This window comes from Mammaliicoccus sciuri, assembly GCF_025561425.1.
GTDB classification, from domain to species: Bacteria; Bacillota; Bacilli; order Staphylococcales; family Staphylococcaceae; genus Mammaliicoccus; species Mammaliicoccus sciuri_A.
The window spans coordinates 2,803,022-2,818,359 of sequence record NZ_CP094824.1; the positions used below are offsets into that span (position 1 = coordinate 2,803,022).

Sequence of the window (15,338 nt, forward strand, 5' to 3'; positions counted from 1 at the left end):
AATATATATACTACAACAAAATGTTATGATTTGGCAAGAAAAAACTACTTCAATCAAAGCGTTTTATGAATCACTCTGCGAGAAAAATCTACAAACTTGAATTCCGTCGCGATATGCCTTGAAATGTTATATTGAAATTTTTCTGCATTATTAAGATACACAGTACCTCTAACTGTTGCTGTATAAGGCGGATTCAACTCTCCAAAATATAATATTTCGTTCTCCGTCATCTGTTCAAATGTAATAGACTTGTTCGAGTAACTGATTTCTACATGCATTTCTTGTTCAATAAATTTATAGATGGATTCAGCCGCGACTTCTTTAGTGAGTTGAGGAATAATCTGACATATAAAGTAATCCTCATCCATAATATGCACGGCGTCATCTTTCGTTCTCGTTCTAATGACATGCCACAACTTATCTTGGTCTCTTAATTCAAGCGCATGTTGAACGACAGGAACGTCTTTAGCATCTATAACCTCAAGTAATTCAACTTTAGTTTCATAATCAAGTCCTAAACGTTTATTAATTTCTTGAAAACTCACCATTTCCGATATCGGAAATTGAATAACATCTTCATAAATAACGACAGACCCTTTGCCTCTTAACTTTTGAATATAACCTTTTTCTTGCAATAAATTTAAAGCTTTCCTTACAGTCTCTCTAGAAGTTGAATATATCTTTGTTAATTCATTTTCTGAAGGTAGTTGCTGTAAATGAGCATATTCACCATTTAAAATTTTTTCACAAATAGATTGGTAGATTTTCATATACTTGTTCATGCGTTCACCTCTATACCTTCAACATCAATTAGTCACCACTTACTTTTACGACAAAAGCATCGAATGGTTGCAAAGCGTTACCCTTTAAATCGTTATTTGTAATCATGATTTCACCCTCTAAATCGATATCTTCTGGGATATCAACGATTTGATTAGAGTAGTTTGCAACAACTAACCAAGTTTCATTATTTAAATGTCTCTTGTAAACGAACAACTCTGGATGCTCCATATGAAGTGGTTCAACTTCTCCATAAGTTATCACATCGTGTTCATGACGTAATTGTATTAACTTTTGATACGTATAGAATATAGAATCTTTATCTTCCAATGCCGCTTCAACATTAATATGCTTATAATTTTCTGGGATACCAATCCATGGTTCTCCAGTTGTAAAGCCTGCCTCAGCATGCGCATTCCATTGAATAGGCGTTCTAGAATTATCTCTAGATTTCTAACCTATTACTTTCATAATCATTTGTTCATCCATACCGCGTTCTTTTAATAATTTGTATGCATTAAGCGATTCGACATCTTTATATTGATCAATATCCGTGAAACCTGGATCTGTCATGCCAATTTCTTCACCTTGATAAATATACGGCGTACCTTGAAGCATGTGTAATGATATCGCAAGCATCTTAGCAGATTTAACTCTTTCTGCTTCTGTATCATCTTTACCGAATCTCGTTACGACTCTAGGTTGATCATGGTTACACCAGAAAATAGCATTCCATCCGTTACCTTTTGCGATATTCACTTGCCAATCCATTAATATACGTTTCAGTTCAAGAAAATCAAATTTCATATCTGACCACTTTTCACCATCTTTATAATCTACTTTTAAATGATGAAAATTAAACACACTACTTAACTCATTACGTTCTGGATTTGTATATTTAATACAATTATCAATCGTTGTTGATGACATTTCTCCAACTGTCATAATATCTTTATTGCCAAATGTTTGTTTATTGAGTTCTTGTAAATACTCATGGACTTTTGGTCCATCTGTATAAAATTCTTTACCGATTGCTGTTGAATTTTCGAAAGCACCTTTGGAAATTAAGTTGATGACATCAAATCTGAAACCATCTACGCCAAAATCAATCCAATAATTAATCATTTCATATATTTCAGCCTTTAAATTGTCATTCTCCCAATTTAAATCAGCTTGAGAAACATCAAACAATCTTAAATAATAACTTTCTGTTTGTTCATCATAAGTCCAAGCATTACCACCAAACTTAGACTCCCAGTTAGTTGGCGGCTCTTCTTTAGTGCCTTCTTTCCAAATATAATAATCACGATACGGATTATCTTTAGACTTGCGAGATTCTACAAACCAGTGATGTGACGTCGAAGTGTGATTGATCACAATATCGAGCATCACTTTAATACCTAAACTGTGCGCTTCATCTAGTAATGTTTTGACGTCTTCCTTTGTACCAAAATCAGGATTAATTTGATAATAATCACTAATATCATATCCATTATCGTTCATTGGTGATTGATAAATTGGTGTTAACCAAATGTAATCTACACCTAACGTTTGTAAATAAGGTAATTTTTCTATAATACCTGGTATATCACCTTGTCCATTTCCAGTCGTATCATTGAATGACTTTGGATAAATTTGATAAACAACGGACTTCTTCCAATCTGAAACTGCCATATAGGTATACTCCTTTTATTTATATATATTATTCTTGAACCATTTCTTTAGCTTTTTCATTAGCAAAGTTTGAAAGCACAATCGTTAGTATAGCTGGTAATACTATCGCAATCAACGTCGCAATACCGAACACACCCCAATATTCTCTTTGAATAGAGATAATTGCAGGTACACCACCTACACCTACGCTACCTAACACTTTATTAGCACCAATAAATGCACCTAGTAAACTAGACGAAATAATTGCTGCAAAGAACGGATATTTCAATGGTAAGTTGACACCGAACATCGCTGGTTCAGTTACACCTAAGAATGCTGAAATACCAGAAGTAGCCGCTAAACCTTGTTCTTTAACCATCTTACGTTGTTTGTATACTACCCAAGCGCCGAATGCTGCTGAACCTTGACAAATATTAGATATTGCCACAATTAGCCATAAGTACGTGCCGCCTAAAGGACTTCCCATGAGTTGGAAATCTACCGCTAAGAACATATGGTGTAATCCTGTAATAACAAGTGGTGCATAGAATAATCCATACACTGCGCCACCTAACCAGCCAGCAGTTTCGAAAATTGCTTTAATACCGTTTGTAATTAACGTACCTAACTCTAACGCTAATGGACCAATAACGATAAATGCTAAAAATCCAGTAATTAATAACGCTACAGGACCTACTACGAGCATTTTGATAGAATCATGTACACGTTTAGCTAAGAATTTCTCAATAATAGATAATATCCAAGTTGCGAATAATATCGGTAATACTTGACCTTGATAGTTTAATTACTTAATTTCTAAACCAAATATGTGCCATACAGGAATTTCACTCGATTTACCGCCACCTAAATCATACTGAGAAGCAAGTTGCGGATGTAACAAGATTAAACCTAATACTAAACCTAGAATTGGGCTACCACCAAATACACGCATAGCTGACCAACCAATTAAAGCCGGCAAGAAGATAAATGCGGTACTTGCGATAACGCTAATGATGTTTGCAAAGTCTGCAAGCCATGCATATTGTTCAACAAGTGGCTTAGCGCCAAATAATTTTTCTGCTGTTAATACATTGTTTAAACCTAATAGTAAACCTGCTGTTACGATTGCAGGTAAGATTGGAATGAATACATCACCCAACAATTTAATTAAACGTTGAAATGGATACATCTTCTGTTCAGAAGCTTTCTTCACATCATCTTTCGAACTTTCTTCAACACCTGTTTCTTGTTGAAAAATTTTATACGCCTCATCAACAGTTCCCGGTCCAATTACAATTTGAAATTGATTGTTTGCTGAGAAGGACCCTTTCACTAAATCTATTTGATCTAATGCATCTTTATTAACTTTACTTCCATCATTTAATACAAGTCTTAACCGTGTGACACAGTGGGTTGCGGCATTTACATTGTCTTGCCCACCAATAGCATCAATAATCTGCTTTACATCTTCTCTATTCACAGCCATTAAACTTACTCCCCTAACTTTATTTAGTTGAATTATAACTTGTATATACAAGTATGTAAAGGCTTACAATTAATATTATATAAATAATGTAGTATGATTGTGTAAAGGAGGTTTTTCATATGTCTTTTTTAACACATGAATATATCGATCATGACAACGTTGCACTCGATTTTGCAAAAGGAGATTCTATCATTTTCACAAACCATCACCACGAAAAAATATTTGAATCAGCAAGTTTAATTAAATTGCCTATTATGATTTATATTTATGAAAGTACAACTCAAGAAGATAGAAAAGCACTCGTTCAAATCAACCATAAAGTTGGCGGCAGTGGTGTTCTAAAAAATATGAATATCGATCAACTGAGCGTTCAAGATTTAATCTACTTAATGATCGTTGTTTCAGACAATACGGCGACGAATACATTAATCGATCATTTCGGACTTCAACATATTAACTTATTTATTCAAGAAACATTGCAATGTGAACAAACGCAGTTAAATCGTTATATGATGGATGCAGAAGCAATAAGTGAAGGGAAACAGAATACAACGTCTTCTCAAGATATGATTCATATTCTACGCTTTATTGCAGAACATAAACATCATCAAGACATGATGAACATCATGAATGACCAACATTTAAATGATAAAGTTTCAATCTATCAATCATTTTACGAAGATACACTTAATTTCCACTCTAAGACAGGGGAGTACGACAATGCTGTCAATGATGTAGGTATTATCCAACATGAAGACGAGCTATATTATTATTGTTTCTTATCCAACACAAATAAACCCAAAAAGGCGATCGATTTCTCTCACCAATTTGGGTCATATATTATTCAATCTATATTAGATATTTGATAATCGGGCAGCTTTAGCTAATATCTTTTGATAGTAACTACCTGATAACTTAATGATTTCGATACTTTTCGGTGTATGTGGTGCATGAATCATCATATCTTCTCCCATGTATATGCCAACATGTGATAGAAAGCCTTTATCTTCTGGTTTACTGAAGAACAGTAAATCACCTGGCAAAAAGTCTTGTGATGCTATCGAAATATCCGTCATTGCTTCATATTGTTCATCAGCATCTCGGGGGATGTGGAAGTTTTGACTTTTGTACATTTGGAAACATAATCCTGAACAATCATAACCATAGCTAGACATTCCTCCCCATAAATAAGGTAAGTCTAAAAAGCGCTTCGCATTTTCAATGACGCCTGCCATCGTGCCAATTTCGAATGCACCAGATTCATCACTGAATTCTACATCATTCGCACTAATAAGACCCTTGCCTTCAGGTGTATCAACTTCAATAAAAGGCTCATCTTTCTTAATAATAGGTAAAATCGTATTAAATGACAGAATTTGTTTCGTAGTAAAATCTAAATTAAACAATGTCGTCTTAGGTACATTAACACGAAGGCGTGGATGTGTATCGTACGCCTTCATCTCACCTAATTGACTCGTCGGAATAAATCCTGGATATCCCTTTGGATGCTGTTTAGACGGTTGCTCTAAACAGATAACGTAACTCCATCCATCTTGTTCTTCAACGACTTCTACTTTTTCGCCATAAAGTATTTGCGTATCTATTCTACTATCTTCCGTAAAAGATAATTTCTGTTCTAAATTAAGTTCAAGTAACCAACGTTGAATATTTGCTGGATACATGATGCCATCTCTATCAATTTCTCTAGCTTTATCAAAGCTTCTCCATATTGTCCCGACATTTACTCTGCAATATTTAATCATGAGCTCACCTTCTTATATAAAGATTCACGATCTATTCCTAACCCTGTTCCTTCTGAAACGGTTACTTTAGCACCTTCATAAGTAATACCACCATCAACTTGTCGCTCAACCACCATTAAAGGCGCATCAAAATCAACACGATTCACTTGTTCTGCTGCTAAACTAAAATGCAAAGCTGCCGTAACGGATACATGTGTTTCCATCATACATCCAACCATGCAAGGTATCGCTTCACCTTTAGCAATATCATGTATTTTTAATGCTTGATGAATACCACCAGTCTTCATCAGTTTTATATTCCATATATTTGTCGCACCAACTTCTACAAGCCTCTCGGCATCATGTATACTAAACAATCCTTCATCTACCATTAAAGGTATTTTGAATTCTTGAGATAGCGCACCTAGTACCTTATACTCATATCTCCCTACAGGTTGTTCGATGCTCTCAATATTTAAATCTGCTTCATCAAAATGTTTCAATGCATGACGCGCGCCTTTTTCATCCCATGCTTGGTTTGCATCCGCACTTAAAATAACCTCACTTGGTAAAGAAGAACGTAATGCTTGTAATCTATTTAAATCTGTAGAGACATCATCTTTACCCACTTTTATCTTCAAATGGTTAAAGCCATCTTCTACATATCTCAAACCATCTTCTACCATTTCATCAGCATCGTTTAGACTCACGGTATAACAAGTTTCTAAAGATTTATTTCCTGGGTTATGATTAATATATTGATATAAAGGCAATTCTGCTTCTTGTGCTAATAAGTCATAAAGCGCAATATCTATTGCAGCTTTAGCACTTGTATTACCTACTATGACTTGATGAATTTCATCTAGTAAGTCTTTCGTTAAAGGTCGGTTAATTAATAGTGGCTTAAAGACTTCTTCAATCGCAGCTTCTATACCACCTTTTGTATCACCGGTAATAACATATGTAGGTACAGCTTCACCAACACCTATAACATCTTCATAATTCGTTTCAATAAATACATATATACTTTCAATAACCTCTACTGTTCTCAGTGCTGTTTTAAAAGGCTTCTTCAAAGGTGTTTCATATCTATAGTATTTTATATCTGTTATAAACATATAACTTCCCCTTTATTCTATAATTACACCTGACTCTATATTTAATATTTTATTGTCCACATCTAATGTAGCTTCCGTGCCAAACGGTATCGCAAAATGCGGTGTGCAGTGTCCTATATTCAAATCATACGCTGCTGGTTTATTTAATGGCGTTATAAAATCATCTAACACTTCTTTCATCGTTAAAGATTTCTTTGGATTTTTAGGCTCGCTATCTGTGAATGGCCCGAAAATAAATCCAGAAGCATCATCTAACTTGCCAGCAGATTTGAGTTGTTGTAAAAATCCATCTACCTTATAAGGCACTTCCCCAATATCTTCTATAAATAAAATTTTGCCCTTAGTGTCGATTTCATATGGTGTTCCTAAACTTGAAACAAGTAAAGATAAACAACCACCAACAATTTCTCCTTCAACGTGACCACCAACCAACGATTTAAACGTTAATTGATCTGTAGGATAAGACACAGCTTCACCATTAAATAACTGCTCAAAGCTCCCAATAGAAATCTCATTATAAGTATCGCCTATATCAGATGCGATCATGGGACCTTGAAACGTCGCCAATCCCGTTTGTTGTCTAATAGCATTATGTAAGCATGTTATATCACTATATCCCCATATAATTTTAGGATGTGCTTTTACAAGATTATAATCAATACGTTCCACAATTCTAGGTGTACCATAACCACCACAGGCACATATAATACCTTTCACTTCATCATCTTCTAACATGTCATGCAAACTACCTAATCGTTCATCATCCGTTCCCGCTAAATGACCATGAACGCGGTCTATATTTTTCGCTAGTTTAAACCGAATACCATATCTCTCTTCTAAAAGTTTCAACCCGTTCTTTAAATGCTTTTGGTTTGGTGGACTCGCTAATGCTACAACACCCACCACATCTCCTCTATTTAATCCCTTTGCTTTCATTAAGACACGACCTTTTATCAGAATATTCTTATATTATAGCAAAGTTGTTATCCTTTTGTGAAAACAAAAGAAATTGTTAAAAAAGCATGATGCTATGAGGTTAGATATATGCGCGAGTTAGGTTGGATCCCGGTCCGAGTAACTTCCATTTTTCTGAATTCTGGTAATTAGAACGCGCTAACTTCCATTTTTCTGAATTCTGGTAATTAGAATGCTGTATCTTCCATTATTTCGAATTCTGGTAATTAGAGTTCGCTAACTTCCATTATTTCGAATTGTGGTAATTAGGAGGGCGCTCTCTTACGGACATTTCTCGGAATTCTGTCCCTAACGACATCTCTTACCGACATTTCTCGGAATTCTGTCCCTAACAGCACCTCTTTCGGACATTTCTCAGAATTCTGTCCCTAACAACGCCTCTTAGAGACATTTCTCGGAATTCTGTCCCTAACGACACTTCTTACGAATATGTCCATATAATTGTGTAATAAAAAAAGAGCCACATATAGCTCACTTTGGTACAATGTAATCGACTAAGAAAAAATTGTAGAGGTGACTATATATGACTCAATTAAATGTTAACTTAGATTATGAAGAATTGGCAAGTGCTATTTTTGGAAGTGATATGAATGCGTCTATGAAAACAATAGCTATGACTGTCATAAATGCATACATGGAAATGGAAAGAGACAAGTATGTTAATGCTGGATATAAACAAAAGAATTCAGGAAGAAACGCACAACTTAATGGCTATTATGAGCGTGATTTCCTGATGCCTATTGGCAATCTGACATTAAAAGTTCCAAGAACACGTGACGGTGAATTTACAACTGAAGTATTTAATCAATATTCGCGTTCTGACCAATCGCTTATTTTAGCGATGACAGAAGCATACATTAATGGTGTTTCAACTAGAAATGTTAATAAAATTGTGGAATCCCTAACGGGAAAATCTGTGTCTAAATCAACTGTTTCAGGCGTAATAAAAAACCTAGATCCTGAAATTAAAGAATGGGCTGGTAGACCTATTGTTAGTCATCAGTATAAGTATGTATTTGTTGATGCTATGCACATTAAGGTAAGAGAGAATAATAAAATTGTTTCTAAAGGTGTTTATATCGCTATGGGTATCAACGAAAATAGAAAACGCGACATTATTGGCTTTAAAATTTCTAATCAAGAGTCAGAATTAGCTTGGTCAGAGTTTTTTGAAGACTTAAGAATGCGTGGTTTAACAACACCTGAACTTATTATCTCTGATGCGCATTCTGGACTTATTAAATCTATTAAGTCACAGTTTATTGATTCATCTTGGCAACGTTGTACATTCCATTTTCTTAAAAATATTGTAGAGAGATTTCCTAAAAAGAACTCTAAAGAAGCTAGAATGTTACTTAAATCAATATTCCAAGCACCAACATATCGTCACGCTGTTCAGCTCAAAGATGAATTCATTGCACAATATGAAAGTAATCCTAAGTATGTGGAAGCTATTAAAATATTGGATGAAGGCTTCGAAGATGCCTCACAATTCTATAGATTTCCTGCTCAACATCATAAAAATCTAAGAACTACTAATTCAGTTGAAAATATTAATATGCAACTCAGAAAACGAGAAAAAATAGTTAAAACATTCCCTAATCTAGATTCAGCTTTTAGATTAATTGGCGCAGTACTTATGGATATTCAAGAAAGATTTGATAAGTCTAACAGACCATTTATCGCTTAATTAAGCTACTTATTTTTTAAAAAATAAGTAGTGATCAAACAACTATATCTGTTTAAACTTCAAAACATATATAGTTGTTCGATTCATTAAAAAACCAAAGGTTGATTACATTCTAAAGATATTACACAAACATATGGACTTGACTTTTATATTGAATGATTTCTTGTGGATATCTTATATTTTGTCCAAATTTTTCAAAACTTGCAGGTGGATTTCTGTATGCAATATTTTCTTTCTGAAGAGATGCATAAATCGCTACAACTTGTAATCTAACTTTTTCACTATCACCAGTTTGATATCCATTAAAACTAGGATCACCAGTCCATTCTTTTAATTTTATACTCGCCTCTGAAACAATTCTTCTAATTTCATTATCATTAGGAACAATATATGCCGCTGATAAAGAAGGATAGATTTGTGTACCTAACCAATGTTGATAAGGTAGGATATTTATTTTATAAGGTTTTTTGAAAATAACATTATCATCTTTATCTAAAACTTCTACAAAAAAGTGAGTGGTAAATCGTTCTATTATTTCCCTGAAAAAGTCGTAATTATAATTAATTTTAGGTTTATATATAGTTAAGGATTTCTCACATTCAATACTTGGTATTTCTTGTTCAAATTCATAAATAAAATTTGTATTTGAGTATACTTTCAACTTAATATTGTCCAAATTACAATCTTCTCTTAAATTTAGAATTTGAATTTCCCTCAATACTGCATAATCATTCTGTGCTAATGAATAGTTAATCATATCTACATAGTCTATCTTTATATCAAAATCCTTACCTTCTATGAAAGTCGCATCCACTTTTAATCATCTCCCCATCAAATGATATATAGTATAATTTTACCACAATACTATGCTTTATAAATTAAATTTAATGCAACGCTTTAATTTTTTTCACACTTACTTTTTATGATTGCAAAGCGATTTTTAATATGAAAGATTTCTTGTTTCTTAGATTGTTTAAACAAAAAAATCCCCCATCCAAATTACTTTTCCTAATTTGGATGGGGGTGGTTATTTATAGAATGACTGATTATGAAATTCTAATGGTTGTCATATCAATCATTGGTTTAATATTAATTAGCAACAATCAAAAAAAGTAACCATTCCGACTTTTGACCGAGTTCCGGAATGATTACTTATTATTGTTCTAAAAACTATGGTCACCGTCTTTCGAACGGGCTCATCGGGCAACGTGTTAGCGCACGCCGACATTTTATAATTAAATTATACAATAACCCATATTATTATGTCTATAACAACCAAAAATAATGTTACAAATACTGGTAATTTGGTATAATATAACAGAGCAAGTTGGATTGATGGTGGCTAATCTCAGTATAGAGTGAGGTGGTGCTTATGAAAGTATCTACAAAATCTTTAGAAAGGAGACGCCTTTTGTGATTCCAATTGTCGATGCAATTAGGCTGATGATAGATTTCGGTACTTTTATCGTAGTCTTAATTGGCTTAGTCATTACAATTGTGAAATTAAACACAAAAAAATAACCATCTCTAACTTTGACAGGTTAAATGGTTACTTTTTTGTAATATAAAAACTTCAGTCACCGTCTTTCGAACGGGCTCATCGGGCAACGTGTTCCACCACGTTGTCCTTTTTCATTTACATAATATCATAATTTGGTATATTTTGTCTATTTTCTATGTTCTTTTAGTTATTAACACCTACCTCTCTTTAAATCGCATTATTGCTAAGTTTAAAAAGACACTTGCTACTTTTGAGATATCATAATGTTTATTATATGCAATTGCTACTGTGTTCTTATAAACGAACTCATTTAATTTAAAATACTTTACGTTTTGATGTGATGATTTCATTTTCACACTTGCTGGCACGACTGTTATGCCTAAGCCTTCGTTTACTAAGTAAAGTGCATTATCTACATTAATGGTTTCTACTATTGTTTGTGGTTTCAAATCATGATCTTCAAAAAATGTATCTGTCACTCTGCGTAATGTCATATTGTTCTTAAGCAGTATAAATTTTTCTCGATTCAATTTATTAATCGCAAATGGTAATTTATGTTCTGAAGATTATACATATTTCGCTAATGGATTCTGGTCTGGGATGGCTAAGTACAATGCTTCTGTATATAACGTCTCATAATCTATTTCTTCATTATTGATTGGTAATATGGTTATGCAAATATCTATTTTATGTTCTGCAAGTAACACTTCTATTTGATTCGCGCTGTCTTCTATTAATTCAACTTCGATACCTGGATAGTTCTTTATAAATTCAGGCAAAATATTATATAAAGTATGTGATGCTAGAAATGGGTTCACGCCTATTTTTAAGCGTCCTTTTTCTAAATTGGCGATTTCTTGTAATTCATAAGCCATTTTTTGAGAGATATTCTCCATTTCTTCTGCATAAGCTAAATAACGTTCTCCTGCGTAAGTTAATGTTAAAGGATTACTTTCTCTGTCAATGAGTTTAACCCCTACTTCTGATTCTATATCTTTCAAAAATTTACTTAAATATGGTTGTGAAACGTATAAATGTTTAGCTGCATGCGAAATGTTTCCAAATCTCACAATAGCCTCTAAATATGATTTAGCATGTAATTTGTTCATAGGTTCATGTCCCCTTTATGTCTATCTTTATAAGCGTAACCCCTTATGATACTTGCTTTCATACACCTCTATAACTAATTAGTTATCACGCTAATAACTAAACAAGTCTTTTACTTCAGGCGATTTCAGGCGAATAATAGTATATGTAATCACATAAATCGTAATTGTTATAGAGGGATTTTATGGAAACAATAGGTACGATTGGCATCATTATAGGTATCCTCGTCATTATTTATTTATCAATGAAAGGTTATTCTATTTTGGTTATAGGGCCAATAGCTTCAATTATTGTTATTCTAACAAATGGCTTACCGTTCTTTAATTCTTTAGTGGGTACTGAAGAATCGTATATGACTGGTCTCGCCGGTTTTTATTATTAGTTTCTTTGGTGTATTCATTCTAGGTTCACTACTCGCGAAGTATATGGACCAAAGTGGTGCAGCACAATCTATCGCTGAAAAAATCATTAGCAAAGTTGGTACAAACAATCCTTACTCTATTTTAGTAGCAATCTTCTTAATTACTGCTATTTTAACATATGGTGGCATTAGCCTGTTTGTTGTTGTCTTTGTTATTGTGCCTTTAGCTAAACCATTATTCAAGCAATTAAATATCGCTTGGAACTTAATTGGGATTCCAATCATGTTAGGTTTAGGTACGTTCACGATGACGATGCTCCCTGGTACACCGTCAGTACAAAACGTTGTCCCTACTAAATATTTAGGTACAACTTTAACAACCGCACCTTTACTAGGTATTATCGGTGCAGTTGTCGCAATAGTATTTGGGTTATGGTATATGAAATATGCATTAAATAAAAGTCTTAAAAAAGGTGAAACATTCGATGACTTTAATGTCGAACAAGACGATTCTGATCAAATTAAAAATAAAACACCGAACTTTTATTTGAGTATTTTACCAATTATCGTGTTAATAGTAATCAATATTGTGGGTAGTATATTAAGAGTAGACAATGTTATTCTGATTGGTTTAGCAGTGTCCATTATCTTATCAGCAATACTATTTTATCAATATATTCCTAAACAAAAAGCAATTATTAATGATGGTGCAGTAAGTTCTATCTTACCTATGTTCTTAACAGCTTCGGCTATCGCATTTGGTACTGTTGTCACATTAGCACCAGGATTTGATGGTATTAAGACTTTCATCTTAAATATACCAGGTAATCCATTAATTAGTTTATCAATCGCATCTGCATTATTTGGTGTGATAACTGAATCTGCGTCTGGTTCACTAGGTATCGTGATGCAAGCATTCGGTAAACAATATGTTGATATGGGACTCAATCCAGATGCTATTCACAGAGTAGCTACAATGTCTTCATCAATCTTTACAAGTTATGCCGCACACAGGCGTTGTATTAACATTCTTCGCTTTAACAGGCTTAACGCATAAAAACGGCTTTAAATATTTATTCATTACGAACACAGGTGCAAACTTACTCGCACTTATCGTTGTTATTTTAGCATCAATTATTCTATAAAATTCAGGAGGTTTTACATTATGAGAAACGTAATCGTAACAGGATCAGGACAAGGTATTGGATATGCAATCGCACAAGCTTTTGATAAAGAAGGTGACCGTGTATTTATTTTTGATATGAGTAAAGAAGTAGCTGATAAAGCAGCACAATCTTTAAACAACGGTGTCGCTTATCAAGTAGACGTAACAGATGAACCAACTATTGAAAAATCAATTAAAGAAATCACTGAACAATATGGTCCAATAGATGTACTTGTTAACAATGCAGGTATTCAATTTATTTCTAAAGTAGAAGACTTCCCATTAGAAAAATGGAACCAAGTTATCGGTGTTATTCAAACAGGTACATTCTTAATGACTAAACACGTATTACCAAGCATGAAACAACAGAAAAAAGGTCGTATCGTTACAATTTCATCAGCACATGGTGAAATGGCAGACCCATTCAAATCAGCTTACGTTGCTTCTAAATTCGCTCAAATTGGATTTGCTAAAACAGTTGCACTTGAAGTTGTAGCAGATGGTATTACTTCAAACGCTGTATTACCAGGACCAGTTCGTACTGCTTTAATTGAAAATCAACTTGCACACTTAGCAGAACAAGACAATTCTACTGAACAAGAAGCAATGGAAAAATACATTACAGGTAAAATGCCAATGAACCGTTTATTAGAACCATCAGAAATTGCAGATACTGTAATATTCTTAGCATCAGATGGTGCTTCAGCAATTACTGGTGAAACAATCAGTGTATCAGGCGGTTCTAACGCATAATTTATAAATAAACAAATTATCTAAGGAAGTGTTCAAATGGCTAATTTAAAAGATCAATTAATCGGAACTTGGAAATTAGTAAGATATCAAGATGAAACTGAAAACGGAGAAATCTTTTTCCCATTAGGTAAAGATGCAACAGGTTTTATCATGTATAACCCAGACGGCTATATGTCAGCACAATTAATGCAACAAGGTCGTCCAGCATATGAATCAGGAGATTTACACACAGGTACTCAAGATGAAATGGCTACAGCAGCACACGGATACGTAGCATATTCAGGTAAATTTGAATTAGACGAAGAAAATTCAACAGTGTACCACACAATGGAAGTAAGTATGAATCCAACATGGTTAGGAGAAACACAACCAAGAATCTTCACATTAGAAGGCGATACACTAAGTATCATAAACGGTAACGTTCCCAACCAAAAACTCGTTTGGGAACGTGTGAAATAATTAAATAATAATGATGAGAAAACCGGGACTAGCATGGCAGCCCCGGTTTTTTCTATTTTGTGAAGGGTGAGTGGGGCTGGAAGGTGGAGTGGCTGGTGGATCTTTTGGGTAGGCTGATGGATCTGGGGTGGATTGGAGGAGTGATCGGATTGGATTGGCGGTTTGGCGGGAAGATTTGGGGGAGATTGGTCGATTGGATTGGCGGTTTGGCGGATGGAAATAGGGAAAGTGGGCGCTATGTTGCTAGATTGGGATGTCTTGCAATATACGGGAGGTCTATGTTGCTTGTTTGGGGAGTCTTGATAAATACGAGGCGCATATTTATCTTGTTTCACTAGTCTTGATAAATACGAGGCCGCTATTTATCTTGTTTCACCAGTCTTGATAAATACAACGCGCCTATTTATCTTGTTTGGGCAGTCTTGATAAATACGAGGTCCTGAACATTGCTAGTCGCACCCCACTTGCAATATTCACACCTCCAACATCCCCCATTCCCACCATACATTCTCGATAGACCTCCCTTATATTTCTGTTGTATAATTATA

Annotated in this window: 12 protein-coding genes and 3 pseudogenes; 7 read left to right on the top strand and 8 right to left on the bottom strand. The window is 34.1% G+C overall.

Translation table 11 applies throughout. The annotated features are described in order from the left end of the window. Nucleotides 1–53: 53 nt before the first annotated feature. The 3 genes and pseudogenes from treR to treP form a co-directional block, all read right to left on the bottom strand. On the bottom strand, nt 54–782 hold the full coding sequence (treR, locus tag MUA60_RS14795; RefSeq protein ID WP_262648913.1) for a trehalose operon repressor: 729 nt from the start codon (nt 780–782) through the stop codon (nt 54–56). 28 nt (nt 783–810) lie between these two features. Next, nucleotides 811–2,454 (bottom strand): annotated as a pseudogene (gene treC, locus MUA60_RS14800) (alpha,alpha-phosphotrehalase). A 28-nt stretch (nt 2,455–2,482) separates the two neighbouring features. Continuing rightward, nucleotides 2,483–3,919: pseudogene (treP, locus tag MUA60_RS14805) on the bottom strand (PTS system trehalose-specific EIIBC component). A gap of 119 nt (nt 3,920–4,038) precedes the next feature. Between treP and MUA60_RS14810 the strand changes: the two are divergent. Next, nucleotides 4,039–4,785, top strand: coding sequence for a serine hydrolase (locus MUA60_RS14810; RefSeq protein ID WP_262648915.1), 747 nt, complete (start codon nt 4,039–4,041; stop codon nt 4,783–4,785). On the opposite strand, the gene MUA60_RS14815 is transcribed toward MUA60_RS14810, so the two are convergent. From MUA60_RS14815 to MUA60_RS14825, 3 genes are read right to left on the bottom strand one after another with little or no spacing between them, the layout of a single operon-like run. Further along, nucleotides 4,774–5,682, bottom strand: coding sequence for a C40 family peptidase (locus MUA60_RS14815; protein ID WP_262648916.1), 909 nt, complete (start codon nt 5,680–5,682; stop codon nt 4,774–4,776). The genes MUA60_RS14810 and MUA60_RS14815 overlap by 12 nt on opposite strands. Next, nucleotides 5,679–6,779, bottom strand: coding sequence for a dipeptide epimerase (locus MUA60_RS14820; RefSeq protein ID WP_204258118.1), 1,101 nt, complete (start codon nt 6,777–6,779; stop codon nt 5,679–5,681). The genes MUA60_RS14815 and MUA60_RS14820 overlap by 4 nt, the downstream gene beginning before the upstream one ends. A 12-nt stretch (nt 6,780–6,791) precedes the next feature. Continuing rightward, nucleotides 6,792–7,715, bottom strand: a complete 924-nt coding sequence (locus MUA60_RS14825; protein WP_262648920.1) for a S66 peptidase family protein — start codon at nt 7,713–7,715, stop codon at nt 6,792–6,794. Nucleotides 7,716–8,277: 562 nt separating this feature from the next. On the opposite strand from MUA60_RS14825, the gene MUA60_RS14830 reads away from it, so the two are divergent. Then, complete coding sequence (locus MUA60_RS14830; RefSeq protein WP_262648348.1) at nt 8,278–9,444, top strand: IS256 family transposase; 1,167 nt, start codon at nt 8,278–8,280, stop codon at nt 9,442–9,444. Nucleotides 9,445–9,565: 121 nt separating this feature from the next. Here MUA60_RS14830 and MUA60_RS14835 read toward each other — a convergent pair whose 3' ends face one another. Beyond that, nucleotides 9,566–10,258 carry a hypothetical protein gene (locus tag MUA60_RS14835; RefSeq protein WP_262648921.1) on the bottom strand — a complete coding sequence of 231 codons (693 nt, stop codon included), beginning with the start codon at nt 10,256–10,258 and terminating at the stop codon, nt 9,566–9,568. Nucleotides 10,259–10,857: 599 nt separating this feature from the next. Between MUA60_RS14835 and MUA60_RS14840 the strand changes: the two genes are divergently transcribed. Further along, nucleotides 10,858–10,965, top strand: a complete 108-nt coding sequence (locus MUA60_RS14840; RefSeq protein WP_394812728.1) for a putative holin-like toxin — start codon at nt 10,858–10,860, stop codon at nt 10,963–10,965. Between the two features lie 177 nt (nt 10,966–11,142). On the opposite strand, the pseudogene MUA60_RS14845 reads toward MUA60_RS14840, so the two are convergent. Next, nucleotides 11,143–12,054 (bottom strand): annotated as a pseudogene (locus MUA60_RS14845) (LysR family transcriptional regulator). Nucleotides 12,055–12,236: 182 nt separating this feature from the next. Here MUA60_RS14845 and MUA60_RS14850 point away from each other — a divergent pair. The 4 genes from MUA60_RS14850 (at nt 12,237) to MUA60_RS14865 (ending at nt 14,790) form a co-directional block, all read left to right on the top strand. Next, complete coding sequence (locus tag MUA60_RS14850) at nt 12,237–12,434, top strand: hypothetical protein (protein WP_262648923.1); 198 nt, start codon at nt 12,237–12,239, stop codon at nt 12,432–12,434. A 43-nt stretch (nt 12,435–12,477) separates the two neighbouring features. Then, a complete protein-coding gene (locus tag MUA60_RS14855) occupies nt 12,478–13,470 on the top strand; it encodes a GntP family permease (protein ID WP_262648924.1) in 993 nt (330 codons plus the stop codon). Nucleotides 13,471–13,575: 105 nt separating this feature from the next. Beyond that, nucleotides 13,576–14,331, top strand: a complete 756-nt coding sequence (locus tag MUA60_RS14860; protein WP_037589131.1) for an SDR family NAD(P)-dependent oxidoreductase — start codon at nt 13,576–13,578, stop codon at nt 14,329–14,331. 36 nt (nt 14,332–14,367) lie between these two features. Continuing rightward, nucleotides 14,368–14,790, top strand: coding sequence for a lipocalin-like domain-containing protein (locus tag MUA60_RS14865; RefSeq protein ID WP_037589130.1), 423 nt, complete (start codon nt 14,368–14,370; stop codon nt 14,788–14,790). Nucleotides 14,791–15,338: the final 548 nt, after the last annotated feature.

Bases quoted from the DNA above. Each gene is read 5' to 3' on its own strand.
- MUA60_RS14850 (WP_262648923.1), top strand. From the start codon at position 12,237: ATGGAAACAATAGGTACGATTGGCATCATTATAGGTATCCTCGTCATT.
- treR (WP_262648913.1), bottom strand. From the start codon at position 782: ATGAACAAGTATATGAAAATCTACCAATCTATTTGTGAAAAAATTTTA.
- MUA60_RS14830 (WP_262648348.1), top strand. From the start codon at position 8,278: ATGACTCAATTAAATGTTAACTTAGATTATGAAGAATTGGCAAGTGCT.
- MUA60_RS14825 (WP_262648920.1), bottom strand. From the start codon at position 7,715: ATGAAAGCAAAGGGATTAAATAGAGGAGATGTGGTGGGTGTTGTAGCA.
- MUA60_RS14820 (WP_204258118.1), bottom strand. From the start codon at position 6,779: ATGTTTATAACAGATATAAAATACTATAGATATGAAACACCTTTGAAG.
- MUA60_RS14815 (WP_262648916.1), bottom strand. From the start codon at position 5,682: ATGATTAAATATTGCAGAGTAAATGTCGGGACAATATGGAGAAGCTTT.
- MUA60_RS14855 (WP_262648924.1), top strand. From the start codon at position 12,478: ATGGACCAAAGTGGTGCAGCACAATCTATCGCTGAAAAAATCATTAGC.
- MUA60_RS14810 (WP_262648915.1), top strand. From the start codon at position 4,039: ATGTCTTTTTTAACACATGAATATATCGATCATGACAACGTTGCACTC.
- MUA60_RS14865 (WP_037589130.1), top strand. From the start codon at position 14,368: ATGGCTAATTTAAAAGATCAATTAATCGGAACTTGGAAATTAGTAAGA.